This is a genomic window from Pseudoflavitalea sp. G-6-1-2 (assembly GCF_012927185.1).
GTDB lineage: Bacteria > Bacteroidota > Bacteroidia > Chitinophagales > Chitinophagaceae > Pseudobacter.
Map to the genome: position 1 here is coordinate 760,211 of NZ_JABBGB010000002.1, position 24,622 is coordinate 784,832.

At 49.5% G+C, this 24,622-nt stretch carries 13 protein-coding genes; 5 read left to right on the forward strand and 8 right to left on the reverse strand.

Annotated features, from left to right (window positions below; translation table 11 throughout):
- The first annotated feature begins 41 nt into the window (after positions 1 to 41).
- Positions 42 to 1,427, forward strand: a complete 1,386-nt coding sequence (locus HHL16_RS12755; RefSeq protein WP_169425580.1) for a TlpA disulfide reductase family protein — start codon at positions 42 to 44, stop codon at positions 1,425 to 1,427.
- Between the two features lie 77 nt (positions 1,428 to 1,504).
- Here HHL16_RS12755 and HHL16_RS12760 read toward each other — a convergent pair whose 3' ends face one another.
- On the reverse strand, positions 1,505 to 3,205 hold the full coding sequence (locus HHL16_RS12760; protein ID WP_169425581.1) for a glycosyl hydrolase family 28 protein: 1,701 nt from the start codon (positions 3,203 to 3,205) through the stop codon (positions 1,505 to 1,507).
- Between the two features lie 119 nt (positions 3,206 to 3,324).
- On the opposite strand from HHL16_RS12760, the gene HHL16_RS12765 reads away from it, so the two are divergent.
- On the forward strand, positions 3,325 to 4,563 hold the full coding sequence (locus HHL16_RS12765) for a geranylgeranyl reductase family protein (RefSeq protein ID WP_169425582.1): 1,239 nt from the start codon (positions 3,325 to 3,327) through the stop codon (positions 4,561 to 4,563).
- 13 nt (positions 4,564 to 4,576) lie between these two features.
- Here the strand turns inward: HHL16_RS12765 and HHL16_RS12770 are convergent, their stop codons facing one another.
- The 7 genes from HHL16_RS12770 to HHL16_RS12800 all read right to left on the reverse strand — a co-directional run bounded on the left by HHL16_RS12770 (position 4,577) and on the right by HHL16_RS12800 (position 21,359).
- Positions 4,577 to 5,266 (reverse strand): reprolysin-like metallopeptidase, encoded by a 690-nt coding sequence (locus HHL16_RS12770; protein ID WP_169425583.1) that lies wholly within the window; start codon positions 5,264 to 5,266, stop codon positions 4,577 to 4,579.
- A 412-nt stretch (positions 5,267 to 5,678) separates the two neighbouring features.
- Positions 5,679 to 8,327 (reverse strand): cellulase family glycosylhydrolase, encoded by a 2,649-nt coding sequence (locus HHL16_RS25030; RefSeq protein ID WP_169425584.1) that lies wholly within the window; start codon positions 8,325 to 8,327, stop codon positions 5,679 to 5,681.
- Positions 8,328 to 8,397: 70 nt separating this feature from the next.
- Positions 8,398 to 11,841, reverse strand: coding sequence for a PQQ-dependent sugar dehydrogenase (locus HHL16_RS12780; RefSeq protein WP_169425585.1), 3,444 nt, complete (start codon positions 11,839 to 11,841; stop codon positions 8,398 to 8,400).
- Between the two features lie 73 nt (positions 11,842 to 11,914).
- Positions 11,915 to 14,692: a discoidin domain-containing protein gene (locus HHL16_RS12785; RefSeq protein ID WP_169425586.1), complete on the reverse strand. Its 2,778-nt coding sequence runs from the start codon at positions 14,690 to 14,692 to the stop codon at positions 11,915 to 11,917.
- A 57-nt stretch (positions 14,693 to 14,749) separates the two neighbouring features.
- Positions 14,750 to 16,165 carry a polysaccharide lyase 6 family protein gene (locus tag HHL16_RS12790; protein ID WP_240966118.1) on the reverse strand — a complete coding sequence of 472 codons (1,416 nt, stop codon included), beginning with the start codon at positions 16,163 to 16,165 and terminating at the stop codon, positions 14,750 to 14,752.
- A gap of 31 nt (positions 16,166 to 16,196) precedes the next feature.
- Entirely contained in the window at positions 16,197 to 18,974 is a 2,778-nt protein-coding gene (locus HHL16_RS12795) for a DNRLRE domain-containing protein (protein WP_169425587.1), read from the reverse strand.
- A gap of 42 nt (positions 18,975 to 19,016) precedes the next feature.
- The gene (locus tag HHL16_RS12800; RefSeq protein WP_169425588.1) at positions 19,017 to 21,359 is read right to left on the reverse strand and encodes a DNRLRE domain-containing protein; all 2,343 of its coding nucleotides are present in this window, start codon (positions 21,357 to 21,359) and stop codon (positions 19,017 to 19,019) included.
- A 477-nt stretch (positions 21,360 to 21,836) separates the two neighbouring features.
- Between HHL16_RS12800 and HHL16_RS12805 the strand changes: the two genes are divergently transcribed.
- From HHL16_RS12805 to HHL16_RS12815, 3 genes are all read left to right on the forward strand, one after another.
- Complete coding sequence (locus tag HHL16_RS12805) at positions 21,837 to 22,376, forward strand: HdeD family acid-resistance protein (RefSeq protein WP_169425589.1); 540 nt, start codon at positions 21,837 to 21,839, stop codon at positions 22,374 to 22,376.
- A 78-nt stretch (positions 22,377 to 22,454) separates the two neighbouring features.
- Positions 22,455 to 23,261 carry an SDR family oxidoreductase gene (locus HHL16_RS12810; protein ID WP_169425590.1) on the forward strand — a complete coding sequence of 269 codons (807 nt, stop codon included), beginning with the start codon at positions 22,455 to 22,457 and terminating at the stop codon, positions 23,259 to 23,261.
- A gap of 21 nt (positions 23,262 to 23,282) precedes the next feature.
- Complete coding sequence (locus HHL16_RS12815) at positions 23,283 to 24,098, forward strand: SAM-dependent chlorinase/fluorinase (protein WP_169425591.1); 816 nt, start codon at positions 23,283 to 23,285, stop codon at positions 24,096 to 24,098.
- The last annotated feature ends 524 nt before the right edge of the window (positions 24,099 to 24,622 follow it).

The following is a 24,622-nucleotide window of genomic DNA, read 5'->3' on the forward strand; positions in this document are numbered from 1 at the left end:
TCCGGATGCGCAATGCATCCGGATTTCTCAACATTCAGATCATGAAAAAACAAATCAGCTTATTGCTGCTGCTTGCAGCAGCAAGCCTGCACAGTATTGCTCAAAAAACATCGCATGCACTGGTGCAGGGGAATTACAATAAACGATCAGCAAACAATGTTGTGTTGTACAAAGTTGTTGCCGGTACCAGACAGGAATTCGCCAGCATGAAACTCAACGACAAAAAAGAGTTTGCATTTCAGGTGCCCTCTGTTGAAGCGGGTTACTATTATCTGGCGCAAGACCCAAACAGAGGCGGCATCAGAATCTGGCTTTCGCCCGGAACACAGCTCCGGATGCAGGTTTCAGATACCGGCTATACTTTGCAATCAGCTTCGCCCGAAAACAACTTGCTGCACCAATGGGAGACCATGCGCATGCCAGTACGCGCAATGGGCAATAGTCTTTCGAACGACAACCCCAGACTGCGCAGCCTTTCAGACACGGGCACTTATCATAGCTTCTTCCCTAAACTGCATGAATTGCTCGCGAATGCAGCCAGCTTCCGCAAACGCATCAATACCAGCAACAAGGCCTTTAACGATTTGCTTCGCTTTACCATCGATGCCGATGTGCAGCAGTCTGCGCTTCATTTTCTGCTGACGCCCAAATCGGCACATCCGACACCGGAAGAGCTGCCTGCTTATTACAGAGACGATGCACGTGGCAAACTGCTTGCCACAACAGCCATCTACCGGCTCGGAGAAGGACAATCCATTTTGCAGGATTACTCCATTCTTCCCATACTGCTTGGAAAGAAACCCGAAGAGAAAGCCGATATGCTCGACTGGAGTTTGCAACTGATCCCCAACGATACACTCAGAGGCGATATTGTAATCGGCAATCTGCAACGCGCCAACAGCTTCGAAACAGTATTGGACAATACAGAAAAGTATGGCCGCTACATTCTTACTCCAGAACAGAAGCTTCAAAAAGAAGCGATATTCGATAAACTGGTAAAATACCAGAAAGGAGCACCTGCCTACAATTTCAATCTCGACGACATCAATGATAAAAAGGTTTCGCTGAAATCATTAGCCGGAAAAGTAGTGGTACTGGATGTATGGGCCACCTGGTGCGGGCCCTGCAAAGCAGAGATCCCACATCTCAAAAAACTTGAAGCAGCCATGCACGGAAAAGATGTGGTGTTCGTAAGCATCGGAACAGACAAACCTGCCGACAAAGAAAAGTGGAAGAAGTTTGTGCAGGACGAACAGCTCGGCGGTGTGCAGCTCTACGATCCTTCGGGAGCAGCGATACACAGTTACTACAAGATCCCCGGCATTCCAAGGTTCATGGTATTCGACAAGGCTGGAAAGATTGTATCAGCGGATGCACCCAGACCTTCCACACCGGAGTTGCAGAAAATGATTGAACAATATCTCTGACCGCAGTATTTCTCATGTGGTGTTCACGCAGTTTTGGTTTATCAGCAACGGGGCGGCCTGCAAGGCAGGGCCCCGTTCTATTTTACGATTGCTTTTTTATCTGCTCCCCGCGTGTAAGTGATCTGTTGTGTGGCTTTGCGCAGATCGCCATTCTGTAACAAGATGCCTTCGTTCGCATTTCCTTCGAGCTGAAGGAATACTTTGGCAGGGTTCAGCAACCGCGGAGAAGAAAGGAATATCTCTTTGCAATTGATGAAGCGCAATGCAGACTCGGCCTCTTTGTCTGCCATCACCTGCAGTCCGCTGATGCTGGCATCCTGCACGTTATCCATCACAATGGCAGGGCGCAGATCTGGTTGATCGAATTCAAAACGCACATTATTCAGAGAGAGTCCTTTTACGTTTCTTGCATACAATCCATAAGCCGGCGGACCATAAGGCTCTTTGCCCCAAACGCCGAAATACTCGGAAGCGATAGTGGGAACATCTCGCTTGGCGGCCTGTGCAGCAGTTCCACCCCCGGCATAACGTACATGAATATCTGAGAACCGGATATTCTCCAGATACACATTGTTCATGGCATTGAGCGTGATACAGGTATTATCCTCCCCCGGAAATGGCTTCACCACAAACGGTATCTCCGGATGATCGATGGGCCGCGTAACCACCGTTGCCTGAATATTGCTGAACAAGATATTTCTTACGAAGGAGGCTTCGTTTGAGTTGGTTTTATTGTTTCTCGATTCGCCGCTGAAACCAATACCGATTGGCCCGGTTACATTGCGCATGATGATATTGCTGAAGATGAAATTCTCCAGTTGTCCGCGTCCGGTGCTGATCTTGATGGGGCAACCGTAGGTCTCCATGATCACACAATTGGTAACGGTGATGTTCTGCGCCTTTCCGCCACCAAAGCGGAAGATGCTCCATCTGGTGCTGAATGTGCAGTTAGTGACTGTAATGAACTGATTGCTGCCGAAGAGCGCGCAGGCATCATCCTGACAAGCTACGTCGCAATTGGAAATGTGTACGTACTCGCTATCGTTGAAATGGAATCCATCATTATTCCTATTCACCCGGTTATGAATGCGCAGTCCGTTGATCTGCATATTGGCGCAGTGCAGAATGCGGAAACAGTGATAGGCGCTGTTGGTGAAGAATGCATCGCGCACAATAACGTGTTTGCATTTGTACAGGATCAGCAGGTGCGGGCGATCCATATTGCCGGGAATGCCATTGGGTCCGGTTCCGTCTCCCCTTCCGTTGTTGAAGGCCGCGCCATTACCGTCGATGGTACCCTGCCCTTCGATGCAGATCCTTTCAGCTTCTACGGCATAGAGCAGCACCATATTGCCGTTGCCGGGAGGCACTCCTTTTCCGGATGAATAGTGCGCTTTGGTTTTGCTGCCTACCAGTTTCCCTTTTGGAGAAAGATGCAGCGTAACAAAAGATTTCAGCTGAAGGGTGGCAATGAGAAAATCTCCTGCGGGAATCAGCACCACTCCTCCGTTGTTCTTATGGCAGTCGTCGATAGCGGCCTGCACTGCAGCTGTATCCAGTGTTTCGCCATCCCCTTTGGCGCCGTAATCGCGGATATTGTACACGGGAAGTGGCGATACGCCTGTATTTGAAGCAGCTGATACATGATGCGAAAGATTGTGATCATTGGCAGAAGCCTCACTGGCGATGGCGGAAAGCCCTGCTATTCCTAATGCAGGAACTACCATTTTGCCAAACAACTGGCGGCGTGAAATCGGGTCTGGATATTGCTGGGACATACAATCGGTTTCCATAAATCTACCACCTTTCGCCGCCCTGGCACTGGCAAACCAATAAGTTATTTTGGCAAAGCCAGCCGGGCTGGATATTTTTAATGCTTCTATTCAACGGACGCAACATGAAGCAAACAGCAGTATGTATCATTGGAGCAGGACCATCAGGAGCGGCAGCAGCATTGCAATTAGCGCAATGGGGCATTCGGTGCATTGTGGTGGATAAGGCCACATTCCCGCGCGACAAGGTTTGTGGAGACGGACTGAGTGGCAAAGTGATCACGGCACTTACGCGCATCGACCCGGCCATTGCAGAGCGATTGCAGCAATACCTCCACAAAGTGAACAGCTGGGGCGTAACATTCGTGTCGCCCGGAAGACTCAGCATGGACGTGCCTTACAAGCCGAACTACAATACAACGGATGATCCTCCGATCGGATTTGTATGCAAGCGCATTCACTTCGATCAGTTCCTTGTTGATGAAATAAAAAGAAGACCGGAGATAGAATTCATCGAAGGTGTTTCGCTAGATCAGTATCAGCTTCAACCAGACGGCTATCTGCTGTCCGAAGCCGGCGGATCGTTTCAGGTAAAGGCAGATATGGTGATAGTGGCCAATGGCGCGCATTCATCTTTCACCAGGCATGTGGCGGGGTTCACTGTAGAGCCCGCACATCATATGGCAGGTGTACGCGCGTATTACCAGGGCGTAACAGATCTGCATAAGGATAATTTCATCGAACTGCATTTTCTCAAATCATTCCTGCCCGGATACCTCTGGGTATTTCCGCTGCCGAATGGCGAAGCCAATGTTGGCATCGGCATGCTGAGCAGTGCCGTACGAAAAGACAAAGTGAATCTCAAACAATTGCTTACTGCAACACTCGAACAGGACCCGATTCTGAAAGCGAGATTCAGCAACGCAAAAGCCATCACACCCATTGAAGGATATGGATTGCCACTCGGCAGCAAACGCAGACAGCTCGCAGGCGACCGTTATCTGCTTACAGGGGATGCTGCGTATCTGATAGATCCGTTTACAGGTGAAGGCATCGGTAATGGACTCTACACCGGCAGGATCGCTGCTGAACATGCAGCCGCTGCACTGAAGGCCGGAAAGTTTGGAGCAGCAGAGCTGGCGCCATATACCGAGCATGTGTACAAAGTGCTGGGAGCGGAACTTTCGCTCAGTACAAAACTGCAACGCATGGTGCGCTACAAATGGCTTTTCAATATGCTGATGAAAATGGGAACACGCAACAAGCAGCTTCGCGAGCTGATCTCCTGCATGTTCTACGAAGTGGATGTGCGGAAGAAACTGGCGAGTCCGATGTTCTACCTGAAGCTGCTGTTCAACAGGTAACAGTCGTTTTCAATCAATCTGCTGTAAGTGGTTTCCTGATCAGCTCTACAACTCCTTCAGGAATGTATTTCAGCTTCATCGTGTCGCGCGCGAATTTCATGATGGTGCGCATGCAGGAGAGCGTTACTTTCCGACTACTGTTTTCTGCACTTTCAACCATCACCCCACCATCTTCATGCTTAGCTCCGAGCGAATGACCGATTTCGTGTGCAATAACCACCACGTCCAGCTTTCGTGATTCTTTTATGGTAATATCATAGTAACCATCTGTATTTCCTGCTACGCCATTTCCCAATACATCATCATGCACTACAGCCAGCAGGTTATTGTCTCCGGGCCTTCTTCCTTCCATCCATCGCTTACCATTGAGCTTCAATCGTTCTGCCGATGGATCTTTCACCGGCAGCACTTTCAGCGCAAAGCAGATGATATACTCTTTAATGCCGGCAGAATCTTTTGCAGGCACAAGTCTGAATTTTCCGGATTGATTGTTCCAGAAATTAATGCCGGTATCAGCTGCCGCAATGGAAGCCCGGTCATCTACTGAAACCAGATAATTGGCGGTAAGATCGATGTAGTGATTTCCGCTGGAATCAATACGGAAAACAGCGGTAAAATTACCGGGATGTGAGGCAGGTGCAAACGTTGACTTATATGCATAACTGTTCACAGTCAGCAATGCAACCAGGATAAGGTATTGCATAAAGCTGTCGAATGGTTAATGGTTTACTGCGATGGGGCAGCAGAGTAGCAACAGGCTAAACGCCTGCAAATGCAGAGGGAGTAAATGGTCGAACGGCAAGTGGCTATTCAGATGTAAACAGTGGAACACGCTCCTGTTCCGCGTTGCAGAGGGATGATGCGGTTAATTCAGCCAGGTTGCCTTTGCAGCTTTATGAGGTAAGTAGATGAAAAGAATGTAGCTGTATATGCTTTCGGGTAGTACTATGAATATACGAATTATCTCTGTAACCCCTCAGTAATCGGCCAGAAATTTGGGTGCATGTGAAAAAATAGACTTTCATCAAGATTGGAATTATCAGATCAGCATTAACCCAAAAAAGAAAGGGATGCACCCGCGAGGATGCATCCCTTCTCTTTTGCATGAAAGTGATTTATTCTTTCACCAGTTTTCTGGTAGTTACTTTTCCATCGATATTCATTCTCATGAGGTACACACCTGTGCCACCTCCTGCCGGTTTGAACTCATAGCGGTGATTACCTGCATTGAGTTTATTGTTCACCAGTATGGCTACTCTGCGACCAGTAACGTCGAACACGCTGATTTCTGCCTGTGCAGCTTTAGCGAGATAGAAAGTTACGGTGCTGCTGCCACGGAATGGATTCGGATAAGTGCTCAGTTTGAACTGCTCAATCTCTTTTGCACTCATCAGATCGGCCTGGTCGGCCATGAGTGCAGCAGCAGTCTGGATCTTCACTTCGGTGTAGCTGTTCCATGCATTCACACTGTTGCCATGCCCTACGATGCGAACATATTTTCCGGTAACCGGAGTGAAGGTGAATGTTTCGAGTGCAGTGGATGATCCGCTGCTCACGCGGCCAGTGGCAGCTGTGGTCCAGTTGGTGCCATCATTGCCTACGAGCACGTCGAATGTAGAAGTGCGGGAAGCGCCATTGTAGAAAGCGATCTGCACACCGGTTACACTTACAGAAGTGCTACCTAAGCAGAACTGTATCCACTGGCCATCTCCGCTTGCACTCCAGCGGGTGCTGAGATTATTGTCGAGCACATTTGCAGGTACATTGCCATCGTCGCCGCTGGCGGTTACAGCATTACATGCAGGAGGCGCTGCCACTGTGATGTTCACAGCAGTGCTGGTAGTGCTGGCATTGCCGTTGTCTGTTGCTTTGGCTGTAAGCGTGTAACTGCCTGCTGCCACATTGCTCCATGAATATGCATAAGGAGAGGATGTTGCTTCGCCGAGTTTAGTAGCACCGTTGAAGAACTCCACTTTGGAAATGGTTCCGTCGGTATCAGCAGCCGTAGCAGTGATGTTCACTGAAGCAGGTGCTGTAAAGCTGGCATTGTTTGCAGGTGAAGTAATGCTCACTGTTGGTGCAACATTGCCTGTGGTCTGATTGATTTTTACTTCGGTGTAACTGTTCCAGGCATTTACGCTGTTGCCATGGCCAACGATGCGAACGTATTTGCCGGTAACAGGAGTGAAGTTGAATGTTTCGAGATTCAATGAAGTGCCGCTGCTGACGCGGTTGGTGGCGGCGGTTGTCCAGTTAACACCATCATTGCCTACCAGTACATCGAAGCTGGATGTACGTGTATTGCCGCTGTAGAATGCAATCTGTACACCGGTGATGCTGGCGGCATTACCGAGACAGAACTGAATCCACTGTCCATTGCCGCTGGCGCTCCAGCGCGTAGCGAGGTTATTGTCGAGAACGTTTGCTGCCACGTTGCCATCATCACCACTGCTTGATACAGCATCGCAGCCCGGAGCTGCTGTAACACTGATGCTCACAGCCGCACTCGTAGTGGTGAGATTGCTGTTGTCGGTTGCTTTTGCAGTGAGTGAATAGGTACCTACACCTACATTATTCCAGGTGTAAGTAAACGGAGCAGTGGTAGCCTCTCCGAGTTTAGTTGCACCATTGAAGAATTCCACTTTGCTGATAGTGCCGTCGGCATCGGTTGCATTGGCATTGATCACTACAGATGCGGGAGCAATAAAGCTCGCACCAGGTGCGGGTGATGTAATGCTTACAGTTGGGCTGCCCGCACCACCGGGGAAATCATCGGCGGGGAATTTTATTTTGTCGCGTATCCATACACCCGCCGGTTTGAGACTGGCTACAGTCCAGGGACCATTAGGGCAGGTACCATCTTTCCAGACAGCGCCGGAACGGAAGTCGTCGGAGAAATTCCAGTTGATCCAGCTGATCTTTTTGGTACGCATCAGATCGATATACTGTTGTGTTCTGGTGAAGTTGTTAGGGCCATCACCTGAAGCAAGCTGTGTACCGAACTCGGTAACAAATACAGGAAGACGATCAGAAGCCCAATCCAGTTCGTTGAGGTATTCAGTTCCGTGATCACCTGCATAGAAGTGGAAAGTGTACATGATGTTGGTGAAGTTGAGCGGACTGCTTACAATGTCCTGCGCAGATCTTCCATCGGAGATTCCCATACTGGCCCATGCGTGCGTACCAACGAGAATCGGTGCATCCGGATCGATGGCACGGATCACAGGGATCACCTGATTTGCATAATTCTTGATGGTTGCCCAGCTTACGCCATTGGGCTCATTACAGATGTCGTACAGCACATTTGTTTTGTTCTTATGTGCGTTGGCCATTGCTGTAAAAAATGTTTTTGCTCTTGCCGTGTTGTAGTTGGGATCGCCGGGATCGAGCTGGTGGAAGTCGATGATCGCATACATTCCTCTTGCTGTAACGGCCTCCACAATGGTGTTCACCATGTTGGTGAATTTGGTGGGATCACTTTCGTAACCGCCATCCTGCACATACATTGAGATACGCAATGCGTCTGCTTCCCAGTCGTTGGCCAATACATCGAGTGTGGCATCTTTGAGACAGTCGCCCCAGGGATACCAGTTCAACCCGTGCGTACTCATCCCTCTAAGCTGGATAGGATTTCCGTACTGGTTGCACAATTTCAAACCGATCACCTGCAACTGCCCGTTCTTTTGCAAGGGCGTTTGCGCTGTTGCCGTCATGCTCACACAGAGCAGCAACAAACCTGCTAATAACCGTGTAAATTTTCTCATGGGATAAAATTGTTTGTGTTTTTTAATAGGGGCAGAGCCTGGAAAGGCCCTGCCAATTGTGATTGACTGCTTATTCTCTCAGCAGTTTCTTTGTGACAACTTTTCCGTCGAAAGTCATCTTGATTATGTAAATGCCTGTTGCATTGTTTGTAGGGGAAAACACGAGTTTATGATTGCCGGCATTGAGTTTACCATTTGCAAGTACCGCTACCCTTCTGCCTGTGATATCGAATACGCTTACTTCTGTCTGCGTTGCTTTACCGAGGTAGAAAGTAATGGTGCTGTTGCCACTGAACGGATTGGGATAAGTGCTCAGTCTGAATTTCTCAGCTGCTGCTTCTGAGAGATCGGTTGGATCCGTCATCAGTGCAGTGCCGGTCTGGATCTTCACTTCGGTATAGCTGTTCCAGAGGTTCACGCTGTTGCCGTGACCAACGATGCGAACATATTTTCCGGTAACCGGTGTGAAGGTGAATGTTTCGAGTGCGGTGGTTGTGCCGCTGCTTACGCGGTTGGTGGCGGCGGTTGTCCAGTTAACACCATCATTGCCTACGAGAACATCGAAGGTGGAAGTTCTGGTGTTGCCGTTGTAGAATGCAATCTGCACGCCTGTTACGCTTACCGGAGTGCTGCCCAGGCAGAACTGGATCCACTGACCATTGCCGCTGGCGCTCCAACGTGTTGCGAGATTGTTATCGAGAACATTGGCGGCTACGTTGCCATCATCACCACTCGATGTAACAGGATTGCATGCCGGCGGGTTATTCACCGTGATGCTCACTGCGGATGAAGTAGTTACTGCACTCTGATTATCGGTTGCAACGGCAGTGAGTGAGTAGGTTCCTGCTGCAACGTTGGTCCAGCTGTATTCATAAGGAGCAACAAGGTCCTCGCCGAGTTTGGTGCTTCCATTGTAGAACTCCACTTTGCTGATAGTTCCATCAGCATCCGATGCATTGGCTGTGATGTTCACGGTTGCAGGAGACGTATAGGTTGAACCGCTGGTGGGCGCAGTGATGCTTACAATCGGATTTGCATTGCCACCAGATACGAGGAATGCCAGTTGTGGCGGATTGGAAGCCGCTTCCTTCGAATTCCAGAACACACGCGGATCGTGGGCTACAAGGCTTTTCAGCGCTAAGGAAATTTTCTTTCTTCCTGCCGCGATCTCGCTCTTCACATAATTGGTAACATCCCAGCTGATGTAGGAATAAGCTGTGTTTCCTACTGCTGCCGTAGTGAGTTCGGTAGCGCTGGTTGCAGGTTTGTTATTCCAGGTGAGTGTAGATTCACTCCATGTTGTGTTGGCAACGGAGTACACACCAGTGAGCACAGATGGTACGGTGGTGAGATCCACTTTTCCATAAACGCGCAGTGTAACGTTATCGATGTTTCCTGTGATGCTGGTAGCATCGAACATCAGATAGGCTTCGCGGGCATTGTTGAGCTGACCCGATGGAGACACTTTGGTGATCAACAAGGTCGGATCAGTGGTGCCATGCGTGATAGCTGCATTGGTTCCGTCTCTCACATAAGCATCGTTGGTTGGTGTGAGATTAACCGGTGCCGGCGCTACGCGATAATGCGCAGTGAAAGTGGTATCGTTATCGCTGAGTGTTACAAACTGCGATGCTGCACCACCCTGGCTCCAATGATCGAATACATAGGTGGTACCTCCTACTGTTTGAGGAGAAACAGCCGATACCTGCCTTTGCATCTTAGACACTACCTCTGTGGTGTATGGAGTAGTGAACGGAACAGCATCCAGCGTTACCTGCAAACCTGCAGGCTGTGTCTGCAAAGTGAGGTTGGAAGTGATCGGGAATACTTCAACATACGAAGTATCGATCACACCCTGAGAATCTTCCACCGACATATAAATGCGATACCACACATTGGTTTCGTTGTGCTCTGCAAGATCTGCAATGAAGTTGCCTGCTGCCACTCCATTGGGAACCGCTGGTCCGGGGTGTGTATGCGTGGCATGATGGAAGGCGATCCACCATTTATATTTTGCAACCGGAATGGTACCATCTTCAGGATCGGTGCCGGTTCCGGAGAAACTGATCTGATCGCCGGAGCGGAACAGTGTTCCGTTAGCCGGACTGGTAATAGTTGCAGTCGGAGCCTGACTGATAGTGAGCGTGGCGTTGTTGCTGGTTACGCTGCCAACACTATTGGTCACTACCACATTGTATGTACCTGCATCGGTAGTTTGTGCATTATTGATGGTATAGCTGGCACTGGTTGCACCAGAAATATTGGTAGTGCCTTTGCGCCACTGGAAGGTGGGAGCCGGACTGCCGGATACAGACACCGTGAATGTAGCGGAGCCGCCAACTACAGCCACCTGATTGGCTGGTTGTGTTGTAATGATCGGTGCACTGGTTCCACCAGCATACACTATTTTGTAAACAGTGTTATTGCCAAGACGCAGATAGTAAAGATTACCATCAGGCCCCTGTTTGATACATACGTTATCCTGACTCAGACTCGTACCGAAGCCGGTACGTGTTGCGCCGGTGCTGGGTGTGATGTAATCGATCCACGCACCGCAATAATCGAGAAAGAAATATTTTCCATTGTAGGTAGAAGGATAATTGCTGATAGCTCCATTGAAGAAGGTACCGCCATTGATGGCACAGCCTTGTCCGTTTGGCGGAGGGTCCGTTCTGTTGGTGGAATACACATAGATGGGATTGGTGAAGCCGGTACAACCGCTTGTACACATCCCTTCTTTGGTAGGCCATCCGAAATTCTTACCGCCGGTTGTGGCATCGTTGATCTCTTCCCATGTGGCATTGCCCACATCGTTCACCAATAATTTTCCGCTGACAGGATCTACTGCAATGGTGAAAGGATTGCGCAGGCCATAAGCCCAGATGCGGCTGCGTTGTGCCCCTCCGGTGAATGGGTTGCCGGCAGGCACCGTTCCGTCTGTGTTGATGCGAAGGATCTTGCCGAGATAGGAATCGAGATCCTGAGAGTTGGATCCCACCTGGTTCTCACCAACAGCAACAAATAATTTACCATCGCTGCCGAAGGCTAATCCCCCTCCGTTGTGATAGATGCCATTGAGGGTAGGCATATCGAGCAGCGCAGTTTCACCGGTTGCGAGATCATTAGATCCCAATGTGAAACGGCTTACCCTGTTGTGTGGCCCGCTGGTGTGCGTGTAATAAATGTAGATGTAATTGTTGGTAGCGAAGTTGGGGTCTACCGCTACCCCGATCAATCCACGTTCTCCATCGGTGTTTACGGATAATGTAATGGCGGGTGTGGAAAGTAAAGAACCGTTTTTGATCACTCTGAGCTGGCCTCCTTTCTGGCAGACCAGAATTCTGTTGTCGGGAGTGAAGGCCATGGATGTGGGAGTGGTTACTCCCGTTGCAACCTGAACGCGCGTAAAATTGGTTGGCAATGTTTGTCCATGCGCGTAATGGAAAAGCATTGCAAAAACAAAGCAGCATAGCATTAGCAGCCGCCTCGTTGTGAGGTTATTCCCTTTTTTCATAAAAGATAGGTTTGATATAAGGAGTTAACAGCGCCGAACTTCCGTCCGACGCTGTTTAAATGTTCTGTACAGTTTATTCCTGCATCATACGGTGCGTTGTTACTTTTCCATTGTTCACCAACCTGAGCAGGTAAATTCCTTTTGCTTTTGCTGTTGGTGTGAATACGGTTTTATGTTCTCCGGCCGACAGGTATCCGTTCACGAGTACTGCCACTTTTCTTCCAGCCATATCAAATACAGAGAGCTCGGTTTGTCCGGCATTTTGTACACTGAAGCTGATATTGCTGCTGAGGTGGAATGGATTCGGGAAACTGCGGATGCCGGTTTTGATGGCTGTTGCTTTTTCAGCAGCAGTTTCGGCTGTCATCATCAGCGCTCCTCCGGTTTGAATTCTTACTTCGGTGTAGCTGTTCCAGAGATTAACGCTATTGCCATGACCAACGATGCGTACATATTTTGCGCTCACAGGTGTGATGGCAAATGATTCAAGCGCAGTGCTGGTGCCGCTGCTCACTACGCCGGATGCCGCGGTGGTCCAGCTGGTTCCGTTGGTGCTTACCAGAATATCGAATGTAGAAGTTCGAACGTTGCCACTCAGAAATGCAATCTGCACACCGCTAACGGTAGTTGCATTTTCGAGACAGAACTGGATCCACTGACCATCTCCACTGGCAGACCAGCGGGTGCTGTAATTGTTATCGAGTACGTTAGCTGCAACGTTGCCATCATCTGCACTTGCAACTGCGGGTGTACATGCATTCACTGTAATGTTTACTGACGATGAAGTGGTGGTAGCACTGCCATTGTCGGTTGCTTTTGCAGTGAGTGTGTATGAACCCGCTGTAACGCCCGTCCAGTTTAAGGTGTAGGGCGATGTAAGCGCCTCCCCTATTTTGGTTGCTCCGTTGAAGAATTCAACCTTGCTTACTGTGCCATCAGCATCTGCTGCTGTTGCAGTGATGCTCACAGATGCAGTGGATGTATAACTTGCTCCGCTTGTTGGTGATGTGATGCTCACGGTTGGAGCCACATTGCCGCTTCCTCCCTGCATGATCACCACTTCGGTGTAGCTGTTCCAGAGATTGGCGCTGTTGCCATGACCAACGATGCGGATGTATTTTGCATTTACTGTTGGGAAGGTGAATGTTTCGAGTGCAGTAGAGGTACCGCTGCTGGTGCGACCGGTTGCAACGGTGGTCCAGCTGGTGCCATTATTGCCTGCAAGAATATCGAATGTTGAACTGCGTGTATTGCCGCTGTAGAATGCAATCTGAACGCCATTTACTGCAACTGTATCGGTAAGACAGAACTGAATCCATTCTCCGTCGCCGCTGGCAGACCAGCGTGTAGCGAGGTCGCCGTCGAGTACGTTTGCAGGTACGTTGCCATCATCTTTGCTCGCGCTTGCGGGCACGCAGGTTGGTGTAACAGGACCGGAAGGCGCTGCATTTGGACCTACCATCGCTGGTGAAAGTATCTGAGCATTCACTGTTGCAGAGGATACTTCATCGGCACCGATATCGAATGTGCCTGTACGTGCCTGTCCATCCATATCCACATTGGCCCATGCGAAAGAACCTGTACCTGCGTTGATGGCAGGGCTGCCGCTTTGCAGGTGGAAAGTACCTGTTGCATCGCGCGCGAGCAATGGATTGGTATTGGTGTAACCGCTGGATGGCATAGAACCTGCTCCACCGGTCTGATAAGTGATATTGTTGCTCCAGGTTCCGCTGTACGGCCCTGTAATGCTTGCAGAAACTCCACCTCCCTGAATGATATTGTTCGCAAATGTGGTGGATGTTGAACCGAGGCCACTTGCTCTGTTATCCTGTTTGTAGTTATTGGTATTGTTCACAAGCGTATTGTAAACAATGAGAGTGCGGTCTGGTCTGTCGTGCGACGTAAGCGGCGCACCATCTGCCACTTCCCCATCTCCGTTTCCGATGTTGATGGCAACACTGCAGTCTTCGTAGTGGTTGCTGTAGATCTTGTGATCGTCCCCGAATATGCGTAAGCCGGGCGTATTGAGGAAGTAGTTGCCGTACACTTCGCAACGGTTGCCATGGCGCAGGGTGAACTGAGCCGGACAGTTGCGGATAGTGTTGTAGCGTACGGTCAACTGTGATGCTTTTACAGACAGCAGTTCGTTCTCACCGGCGCAATCCTCAAATAAATTGTATTCGAATTTGCTGTCGGTATTGGAAAGACTATATCCGCTGAGACCATACTGAATAGTTTCATTTCCGTTGCCGGTTTGTACTGGCTGATTTTTGAAGTAGTTGTGGTGAATCCAGTGGCGCTGTGAGATCTGACTTCCTGATCCACGTACGATGATGAACTTGCCCAGACCAGTCTTATTCTGGAATGTACAATAAGCCACTTCCTGATCACTTCCGTTGAGTTCAAAATAATCACCATCTCCGGGACACTGAAACAGACACTGCAATACACGGATGAAGCTGGTGCCTCCATTCAGTTTCGATTTCTGTCCGGCATGTGTGAATTTGAAACCGATGATCTCGACATACTTGGCCGGACTATTCACTACAAAACCATTGGATCCTTTGATCTCCACACCCAACACAGATTGCGCTTTGATAACGATGTGTTGTGCAGCCGTACCCTGTTTATTGATTGTAACATCTGCACTGGTGGTATACACGCCATTGGCCAGCACAATGGTATCGCCTGCGCTGGCATTGTTGATAGCTGTCTGCAGTGCAGACAATGAACTTACATTAATGGTAGCTGCATAAGCCGGAGCAATGCCTGCAACAAGCAGGAGCGCTACCAGTGTACGCAGTTTTTTCAATTGGCATTTCATTTGAATTTTAGTAATCGTTTTTTTCATGTTGACTATGTTTGGTGATGCAAAAGATTGACAACTCAAACAGGGTACGTCTAATGGTTATTTAGCGTCGGGCCCCACCATCGATGGAGCGAGTAATTGTGCTTTGATTGTTGCATTGGAAACTTCATCTGCACCGATATCGAACGGTCCTTTGCGTGGCTGCCCGTCCATATCGGAAACTGCAAAAACAAATGATCCCGTGCCTGCGTCGATAGCTGCACTGCCTTTCTTCAAATGGAATGTGCCGCTTGCATCGCGCACCAGTTGCGGGTTTGTCTCATTGAAACTGCTTGCGGGCATATCGCCAATTCCATTGGTCTGATAGATGATATTGTTGCTCCAGACCCCATTGGTGTATGGCCCTGTGATGCTCGCCGCAGGTCCGCCACCCTGTATGATGTTATTGGCAAAAGTGGTGGCAACGGACCCCAGTCCGTTTTTTCTGTTGCCCTGCACATAGTTGGTGATATTGTTCACGAGTGTATTGTACACCACGAAATTTCTATCGGGTCTGTCGTGCGATGTGAGTGGCGCTCCGTCTGCCACTTCCGCGCCGCCATTGCCCATGTTGATGGCAACACTGCATGCCTCGAAGTAATTGCCGTAGATCTTGTGATCATCACCGAAGATGCGCAGTCCGGGTGTATTGAGAAAGTAATTGCCATACACTTCGCAACGGTTGCCATGACGAAGTGTGAACTGCGCAGGACAGTTGCGGATGGTATTGTAACGTACCGTCAGCTGCGATGCTTTCACAGACAGCAATTCGTTTTCACCGGCACATTCTTCGAACAGATTGTACTCCACAATGCTGTTGGTATTGGAGAGACTAAACCCACTCAACCCAAACTGAATGGTTTCATTTCCATTGCCGGTTTGCTGTGCCTGTTTGTAGAAATAGTTGTGATGAATATGGAGACGTTCAGCGATCTGGCTTCCCGTTCCCCGCACGATAATGAATTTCCCCAACGAGTTCTTGTTCTGAAAAGTGCAGTGATCCACTTCCTGATCGGATCCGTTGATCAACAGGTAATCGCCATTGCCCGTTGTCTGGTACAGGTTCTGCGTTAGTCGGATAAAGCTGCTGCCTGCGTTCAGCGCAGCCGAAGATGATGCATGGGTAAACTTAAATCCTTTGATGATGATATGCTTTGCCGGGCTGTTAACAATAAACCCCTGCGTACCGCTGATTTCCGCGCCCAGTATGCTTTGCGCCTGAATGGTGATGGGCTTTGCAGCCGTACCCTGCCGGTCGATGGTAATGGCTTCGGTACTGGTGTACACGCCATCGGCCAGGGTGATCACATCACCGGCATTGGCATTGCTGATAGCCGACTGCAATGCCGGCAACGAATTCACTTTAATGTCGGCCGCAACTGCGGAACTCATAGCGCTAACCAGCAAAAGCAACATGCATGTGCGTCCTTTTTGGAACTGGCTTTTCAGAGAAGATTTGATCGGTGTTCTTTTCATTTTGAATGTTGATTATAAAATGCAAACCAGCCTATTCATGCAGGATGCGAAGCAGTTCGGTTTTCCCGTCTGCTTTGAACGAAATGATATAGAGCTGTGTACCTTTTCCTGATGGAGTAAACCGGAATCTGTGATTGCCTGCTGCAAGCACACCCTGATGCAGTGTAGCCACTCTTCTTCCACTCATATCGTACACTACCACCTGCGCCATGCCGGCTTTCTTCATGGTTATGTTCACTGAACTTGTGCCGCGGAATGGATTCGGAGAAACCGCCATAACCGGTGTTGTTTTTTCAGTGACAACGGCCGGCAACGATGTTATCTGTTGCTGCTGCCCAGTGCTGATGAGCAACTGCGGCGGATTGGAACCCGCTTCGGATGAATTCCAGAAGATGCGCGGATCGTGCGCAACCAGGCTCTTCATCGCAAAGGCAATATTGGTTCTGCCTGCAGTAAGTTCTGCATTCACGTAATTGGTTACGTCGAATGAATAGTAAGCGTATGCGGTGTTGTTTACAGTAACGGTATCGAGTGCTGCTCCGGTGGCAGGCTTGTTGTTCCAGGTAAGTGCATTTTCCGTCCAGCTGGTATTGCTTACGGCATAGGCAGCTACGGGCACAGTGGGCACTGTGGTGAGATCCACTTTTCCGTACACGCGCAGTGTTGCTGAAGTAACCAAACCACTGGTACCTGTTGCATTGAAACGGAGGTATGCCTCGCGGGCATTGTTCAGCTGACCTGCGGGCGAAACTTTTGTAATGAGCAATGTTGAATCGGTAGTACCATGGGTGATGGCCGCATTGGAACCATCACGCACATAAGCATCGTGCAATGGCAGGTACGTGTACTGCTGTGCACCGGTCGGCACTTTCACTTCGGTGTAGCTGTTCCAGAGATTCACGCTGTTGCCATGACCTACAATGCGAACGTATTTTGCAGAAACGGCAGGGAAAGAAAATGTTTCGAGGTTCAGCGAGGTGCCGCTGCTGACGCGGCCTGCAGCTACGGTGGTGAAATTGGTTCCGTCGTTGCCCACGAGTATATCGAAAGTGGATGTGCGGGTATTGCCACTGTAAAATGCAATCTGCACGCTGCTGAAAGTGAGTGTATCGCTGAGGCAGAGTTGAATCCATTGTCCGTCTCCGTTATGGCTCCAGCGGGTATTCAGGTTATTGTCGAGCACATTGGCGGCAACATTTCCATCATCCCCACTGGCAGTGGCTGGCACGCAGGTGGGCGTGGTGATATTCAGCCGATCCTGCAATTGCTGCACGTAGAGGCTTTGCGGAGGAACAAAATTTCCGATGCTCTCCCAGATGCCGGGATCACCGTTCTGATAGTTGCCATCGGCTGTTACATCACCTTTGCATCCGATAGCCCAGTTGAAGTGTTGCGGAGGCATCTGAACAATGATCTTTCTTCCGCCGGTCACGTTCCAGAATACGCATTGCGCACCTGCCCATCCGTGGCCGGTACCGGAAGCACGGCGGTTCTGCACGTTGATATCGAGATTGCCGATCACATTATCGAGCAGCAGACCAGTGGCCCATCTGTGGTGTGGACCAATATCGGCATGCATATCATCGGCCTTGCAATTCACGAATGCATTAGGACCTGCAGTGGTGGATCCTGTTACAAAATCGTGGCGGCCATTGCGCGTATAACAGTCTTTGAATAAGGCGAGTTGTCCGTTGCAGTTGAATGAATATCTTCTTCCGCCCGTGAGCTGCGAAACAGGATCGATGTTCTTGCAATTGAGTACAGAAATGTTCACACCCCAGTCGAGTACATGAACAGCCGAATATCCGAATGAATAGAATTCGCAGTCGCGTACCCATCCATGGCGGGCGTTGTTGAATGAAATGGCCGTCCAGCCGTGGTTTTCATCGGTAGCGCTGGCGTAGGTAGATGAGAAACGGATATTCTCTACACCGATGTTCTCGATATGATTCCAGGTGTACTTGTAGATGTACGCATCTTTGAGTGCAGCATCCACTGGATCTACAACAGGCGCATCGATGGTGATATTGTTGCCGCTGATGGCAGTGATCTTTCTGATGTAGTTCATGTTGTAAGCAGCGGGCGTCCAGCCATACTGTGCCATATCGAGCAAAGTGATCCAGGCAGCTTTGGGTTCCACTCTGAAAATGATCTCATCCCCTACTGCAAAAGACGAGGCGGACTGCACAGCAAAAGTCTGAACGCCTGTAGCCACATAAGCGGTAGTTACTTTGGTTCGGGAGCCGCTGACTTCAACCGGACCTCCCGTTCCTTTGATATCGAAGAGTGTATGTTGCGCAGTTTTTGTTGCAATCAGCCTGGTATCGGCAGCTCCGCTGCCCTCACCTCTGATGACGATACCACCAGCATTGATGCTGATGGTATTGCTGATATTGTATTCCCCTTTTTTGAGAAGGATGGCGCCGCGGAATCCATTCGATCCCAGCGGCAGTGCGGCCACTTCATCCACTGCTGCCTGAATCTGTGTGAGGTTATCGCCAGACACTGCATTGAGCGTCTTGACAACGGGAATGGTTGGTATCGCTTCGTTACCGAAGCGATAACCGACCATGCTGAAATCGGGAATGCGATTGCCTTTGGCATCAGGCGTATACTGCAGTTTGCCATTTGATCCGAATCCTACCCACGAAGACGTTCCGGTCTGCGCATGCGCCTGAATGTTAGTGAAAAATATGATGGTAATGAATGAAAATAATAACAGCCTGTTGCTGGCTTTCAGAATACCTGAAGCAGCAGTGATGGTTGGCTGCTTTCGGCAGCCATTTGGTTTGGTTGGGCTGAATTTCATATCGCAATCGTTTTAGGAAAAGGTTAAGGTTAGATGGAATGCTTACTCCTGCTGAACTTTGGCAGAGGTGGTTTTTCCATTATGTATCAACCGGAGGATATAGATACCAGTTCCTTTTCCACCGGAGTTGAAGCGTACATTGTGTTCTCCTGCATTCAGTTTTGCATTCACCAGAACAGCCACCTGTTTGCCTTGCAGATCGAATACTGCGAGGTGTGTTTGTCCGGCTTCGGGCAACTGGAAATACACCACACCTGTTCCTTTGAATGGATTCGGTTGCATGCGGATGCTGGCAGATTTCCGGAGTGATGCAGTATGCTGAGATTCTATTGCAGCACTGTTGCCTGCAAGAGCGGATGTTGTATTCACCACCAGTTGAGGCGGATTGCTGCCGAACTCTTTGGAGTTCCAGAATACGCGCGGATCGTGAGCGGTAAGGCTCTTCATCGCAAATGAAACTTTATTGCGCGAAGCTGCCAGCTCACTTTGCACATAGCTGGTTACATCCCAGGTGATATAGGCATATGCAGCATTGGTAACAGTATTTGTATCGAGACCGGCACCGGAAGCAGGTTTATTGTTCCAGGTAAGTGCAGATTCACTCCAGGTAGTGTTGGCAACGGCATACACGCCGATGGGCACACTGGGAACGGTAGTGAGATCGATTTTCCCGTACACACGAAGCGTAGCATTGCTCACAGATCCGCTAACAGAGCTGAGATCGAAACGCAGGTAAGATTCACGTGCATTGTTCAGCTGACCAGACGGAGAGAGTTTGGTGATCAGCAGTGTAGGATCGGTTGTACCATGAGTGATGGCCCCATTTGTTCCATCGCGCACATATGCATCCGCTTCGGGCGTAAGTGTGAAAGTGCCACCGCCGGAGGATCCTGTCTGGATCTTTACTTCGGTATAACTGTTCCATAGATTCACGCTGTTGCCATGTCCAACGATGCGAACATATTTTCCGTTAACGGGTGTAAAAGTGAATGTTTCGAGGGCGGTGGATGTGCCACTGCTGACTTTACCGGCTGCGGCGGTAGTCCAGTTGGTGCCATCATTTCCTACCAGTACATCGAAAGTGGAAGTGCGTGTATTTCCATTGTAGAAGGCGATCTGTACTCCGGTTACGTTTGCGGCAGAACCTAAGCAGAACTGGATCCACTGTCCATCGCCACTGGCGCTCCATCTTGTAGCGAGATTATTATCGAGCACATTGGCTGCAACATTGCCATCATCGCCACTCGCAATAACGGGCGGACAGGTAGGTGGCGCTGTTACGCTGATGTTCACAGCAGTGCTGGTAGTGCTTGCGTTGCCATTGTCGGTTGCTTTGGCAGTAATGGTGTAACTGCCTGCGGCAACATTGCTCCAGCTGAATTCAAAAGGAGCAGCGAGGTCTTCACCGAGTTTGGTGCTTCCGTTGAAGAACTCCACTTTGCTGACGGTACCATCAGCATCGGCAGCATTGGCAGTGATGTTCACAGTAGCAGGAGCAGTGAAAGTGGCGTTATTGGCAGGAGAAGTAATTGAAACGGTTGGAGGTGTATTGGGTGTTCCGATATCGCTGGGACAAAGATCAGCGCTGGTTTCCGATACGCAGAAATCAGCGAAGCGAACCTGTTCGTCGCGGAGCACATCATCCTTACCACGATACACACCCCATTTGGGACGATTAACGTTACCGCCTGTTCTCCACATATCGAGTGAGTTATTGCTGTAAGAAAGCAGGGTGGCGCCATCGCTCATTCTTCTGAGTGTGATCTCAAAACTACCTGCACTGCCTTCAGCACTTTTGTATTTCACGTAAGCCTCCACCCACTGTCCTTTGAACGGAGCGAGATCCACTTCTTTTACAGTGCCGAGTCCACCAGGATCGGAACCTGTACTGTGGATGATCTGCATTTTTTCGGGGCTGCCTGCACGTGGTGTGATGGTGATCAGCGGTGCGCCTGCATCGCCATCGATGGCTTTGATCTGAAAGATATGTGTGAATCGGCTGCTGGGAATAAAACCTGCATCCAGTTTGAATTTCCAACGATAATAGGCGGTTTCACCAAGTGTGTGTTTGAGTTCTTCGGGAGAGCCGTTATCGCCTTTTATCTCCATGCGCACACGGTCGAAGTTCTGGCAACGGTCGTTATCCTCCACCGGATGGCTGTGGAATACGAACACATATTTGTTGAGGGTATTGTCGAATACTTCGGTAACGTGCCGGCCGAAAGAGCCGTGCACACATTCGGGGTTTTCCACCCCGAATCCAAGGCCTTCAATCAATTCATACGTATTACCTGGTCCGTCTGCACTCAGCTTGATCTGAGCGAGCGATCGGTTAGCTGTAACCGAGAACAACAGGGTAAATGCAGCAATGTAAAGATGTTTCATCTGATAATGTTTAATTGTGATCATTCATGGCGTTACATCCCGCCAATAAAATGGCAGGCACACCCACGGTATGGGTAGTTTATAATGGGGGGAGTTGCTAAGAAACAGTGCATCGGAATAATGCATCAATCACAATGAAACGTGAAACAAAAAACCAGACAGCACATACACCAGAGGGAGCGTATCAGCGGGAAAGAGACCCTGTCTGGCATATGTGAAATAAATATTTTATTGGTTGAAAATTGCTATGGAGATTAACCGACTACTAAGCTATTTTAGCATGCCAATGTTAAGCCCTAACGGGGAAGCACAGTGTTGATAGTAAATACCGCATAGCCTCCGCTTCGTATTAAATTTATTTGGCATTTAACGGATAGCCACGTAAATTTAGAGGAACCCTTACAGTTGCATAATCCCCTTTACCGCTCCCCTGCCTTTTTGCCGACACAAAGCATTTACTTCATCAAACCATATAGCATGAACCGATTTTTCAGTGAATACTGGTGGATATTTCTGCTAAGAGGAATTTTTGGGGTGATACTGGGCCTGCTGGCCTTGTTTATGCCGGGCGTTACATTTACCACCCTCATCATTTTTCTGGGTGCCTATCTCCTGATCGATGGGATATTTTCGATAGTAGCGGCCATCAATGCCCGCAAAACAATGGATAACTGGGGTTGGTACCTGGCATCGGGACTGCTGGGCATTATTGTGGGGCTACTTACATTCCGCAATCCCTTTGCAACGGCATTGGCGCTGCTCTACCTCATTGCCTTCTGGGTATTGATAGCCGGCATTGTAGAAATAGTGATGGCCATCCGGCTCCGCAAAGAGATCAAAGGAGAGGGTTGGTACATCGTTGGCGGGTTGCTCACCATCATCTTTGGCATACTCATTCTGGTGAATCCCATCGCGGGAGCATTAACGCTTACCATGATCTTCGGCATCTATGCACTGATCTTCGGCATTATGCTCATCTATCTTTCCTTACAGCTGAAGAAGCGGAAAACCCATTAAAAAATACCATTAAATGGTATGGAACTCAATGGCTCAATATGCGCGCCATTCCCTATTTTTGTGGCATAAACAAAGGTCATGTCGCTTTTAAAAGATAAGGTTGTAGTTATAACAGGCGGTAGCGATGGAATAGGCAGAGCGCTGGTGGAAGCATTTATTGAACAGGGGGCACGGGTAGCAACCTGTGGCCGCAACTATGATAAACTGTATACACTTCAGTTGGAGCATACGAATGTGATGCTTCATACGATGGCCTGTGACATTTCCCACGAAAACGATGCAAAGCGTTTTATCGAATCCACCATCAAAACATTTGGCGGCATCGACATTCTCATCAACAATGCCGGCATCAGCATGCGGGCTCTTTTCAATGATACGGACCTCGATGTTATTCGTCAGGTGATGGACATCAACTTTTACGGAGCCGTTTACTGCACCAAGTACGCACTGCCCAGCATTCTCGAAAGACAGGGAACTGTGGTGGGTGTATCCTCCATTGCAGGTTACCGCGGTCTTCCGGGCAGAACGGCTTATTCGGCTTCCAAATTCGCCCTTCAGGGATGGATGGAAGCGCTCCGCACCGAAATGCTGCATACCGGCGTTCACGTAATGTGGGTTTGCCCTGGTTTCACGGCTTCCAATATCCGCCATGCGGCGCTCGACAGCGAGGGTAAGGCAAGAGGTGAATCAACCATGGAAGAAGGAAAAATGATGACAGCCGAGGAATGTGCCCAACATATTCTAAGAGCCGTGGAAAAGAGAAAACGTACCCTGGTGCTAACGTCAACAGGCAAGCGTACAGTGTTCCTGAACCGCTTCTTTCCTTCACTGGCCGACAAGCTTGTGCATAAGTTCTATTTCAAAAACGGAGAACTGGTCAAATAATTCAATCGTCGATACTCAACAATGGCTATTATTACCCTCACATCTGATATAGGTCAGCAGGATTACCTCGTGGGGGCAGTAAAAGGACAGCTATTGCAGGTGAATACCGCCTTCAATCTCATCGACATCAGCCATAACATATCGCCTTTCAACTATCCGCAGGCGGCCTATGTATGCCGCAATGCCATCAAGAATTTCCCCCCTCTCTCCTTCCACATCCTTCTGGTGAACCTCTTCGAGAAGAAACCGGAGCATCTGCTTCTTGCCTATCATCAGGATCAGTACATTCTCTGTGCCGACAATGGTCTCCTCACCATGATACTCGAAGACAAGCCCGAAATGGTGATCGGCCTTGAGCTCGACAAATCTGCCATCCGCAACACGCTCTATTGCGCGCGTGTAATGGGCGAAGCCATTCAGCAGCTGCATCAGGGTACCAGCATTCTTCAGATCGGAACGCCCGATATCACCATCACCGAAAAGAACCATTTGCGTCCTCTTCTCGGCGAAAACTGGATCGAAGGACAGATCATCTTCATCGACAATTTCGAGAACATCATCGTGAACATCACGCGCGAGCAATTCGAAATGCAGCGTCGCGGCCGCAGTTTCAAGATCGTATTCAAGCGCAACGAAACCATCTCCACCATTGCCGAGAGTTATGCCGACGTACCGGAAGGCGAAAAGCTCGCGCTCTTCAACTCGGCTGGCTATCTTGAGATCTCCATCAACAAAGGCAATGCAGCCGGACTCTTTGGTCTCCAGGGCTTCACCGAGCAAAATGCCTCCATGCAGAACCGCCTCTTCTATCAAACCGTGCGCGTATTCTTCGAGTAGCATTTGCCAGGAGCTGTTTTATTCTTCCAACGGGTTTCAGCCTATTTTCAGCCATTATTCAGCCTATTTTCAGCGTATTTCAGGGGGAAGTCAGCCATTAACCAGCCATTAATCTGCCCATAACCTGCACTTCCATTGCCTCATAAATCGATTTTCGTCTCCATACTTCAACAGTTCTATCAGAACCATACTGCATTCAAAAATTCATGGACTCACAAAGCCCGCCGAAGACTTCACGCCGTTGCACCTTCACCTCCTCTCACCCACCCATCATGCGGCGGGATACTGACAAACTACCAGTCTCCCGAAAGTTGCACCTTCAGCGGCTACGGCCGGGTCGGGCATATGGCCGGTCGGCCTTAAAATCTGTGGGTTAGGCCCCACCTTTATTCTATCGCCCAAACCCTCAGTACCCATGCTGCCCGGAGCCACAACAGTGCCGGGCAGATTTTTCAGCCGCCCAGCCATATGCCCGATCCGGCCGCAAAAAATAAATCCCAAAACTCAACCAGTCACGCCACTTA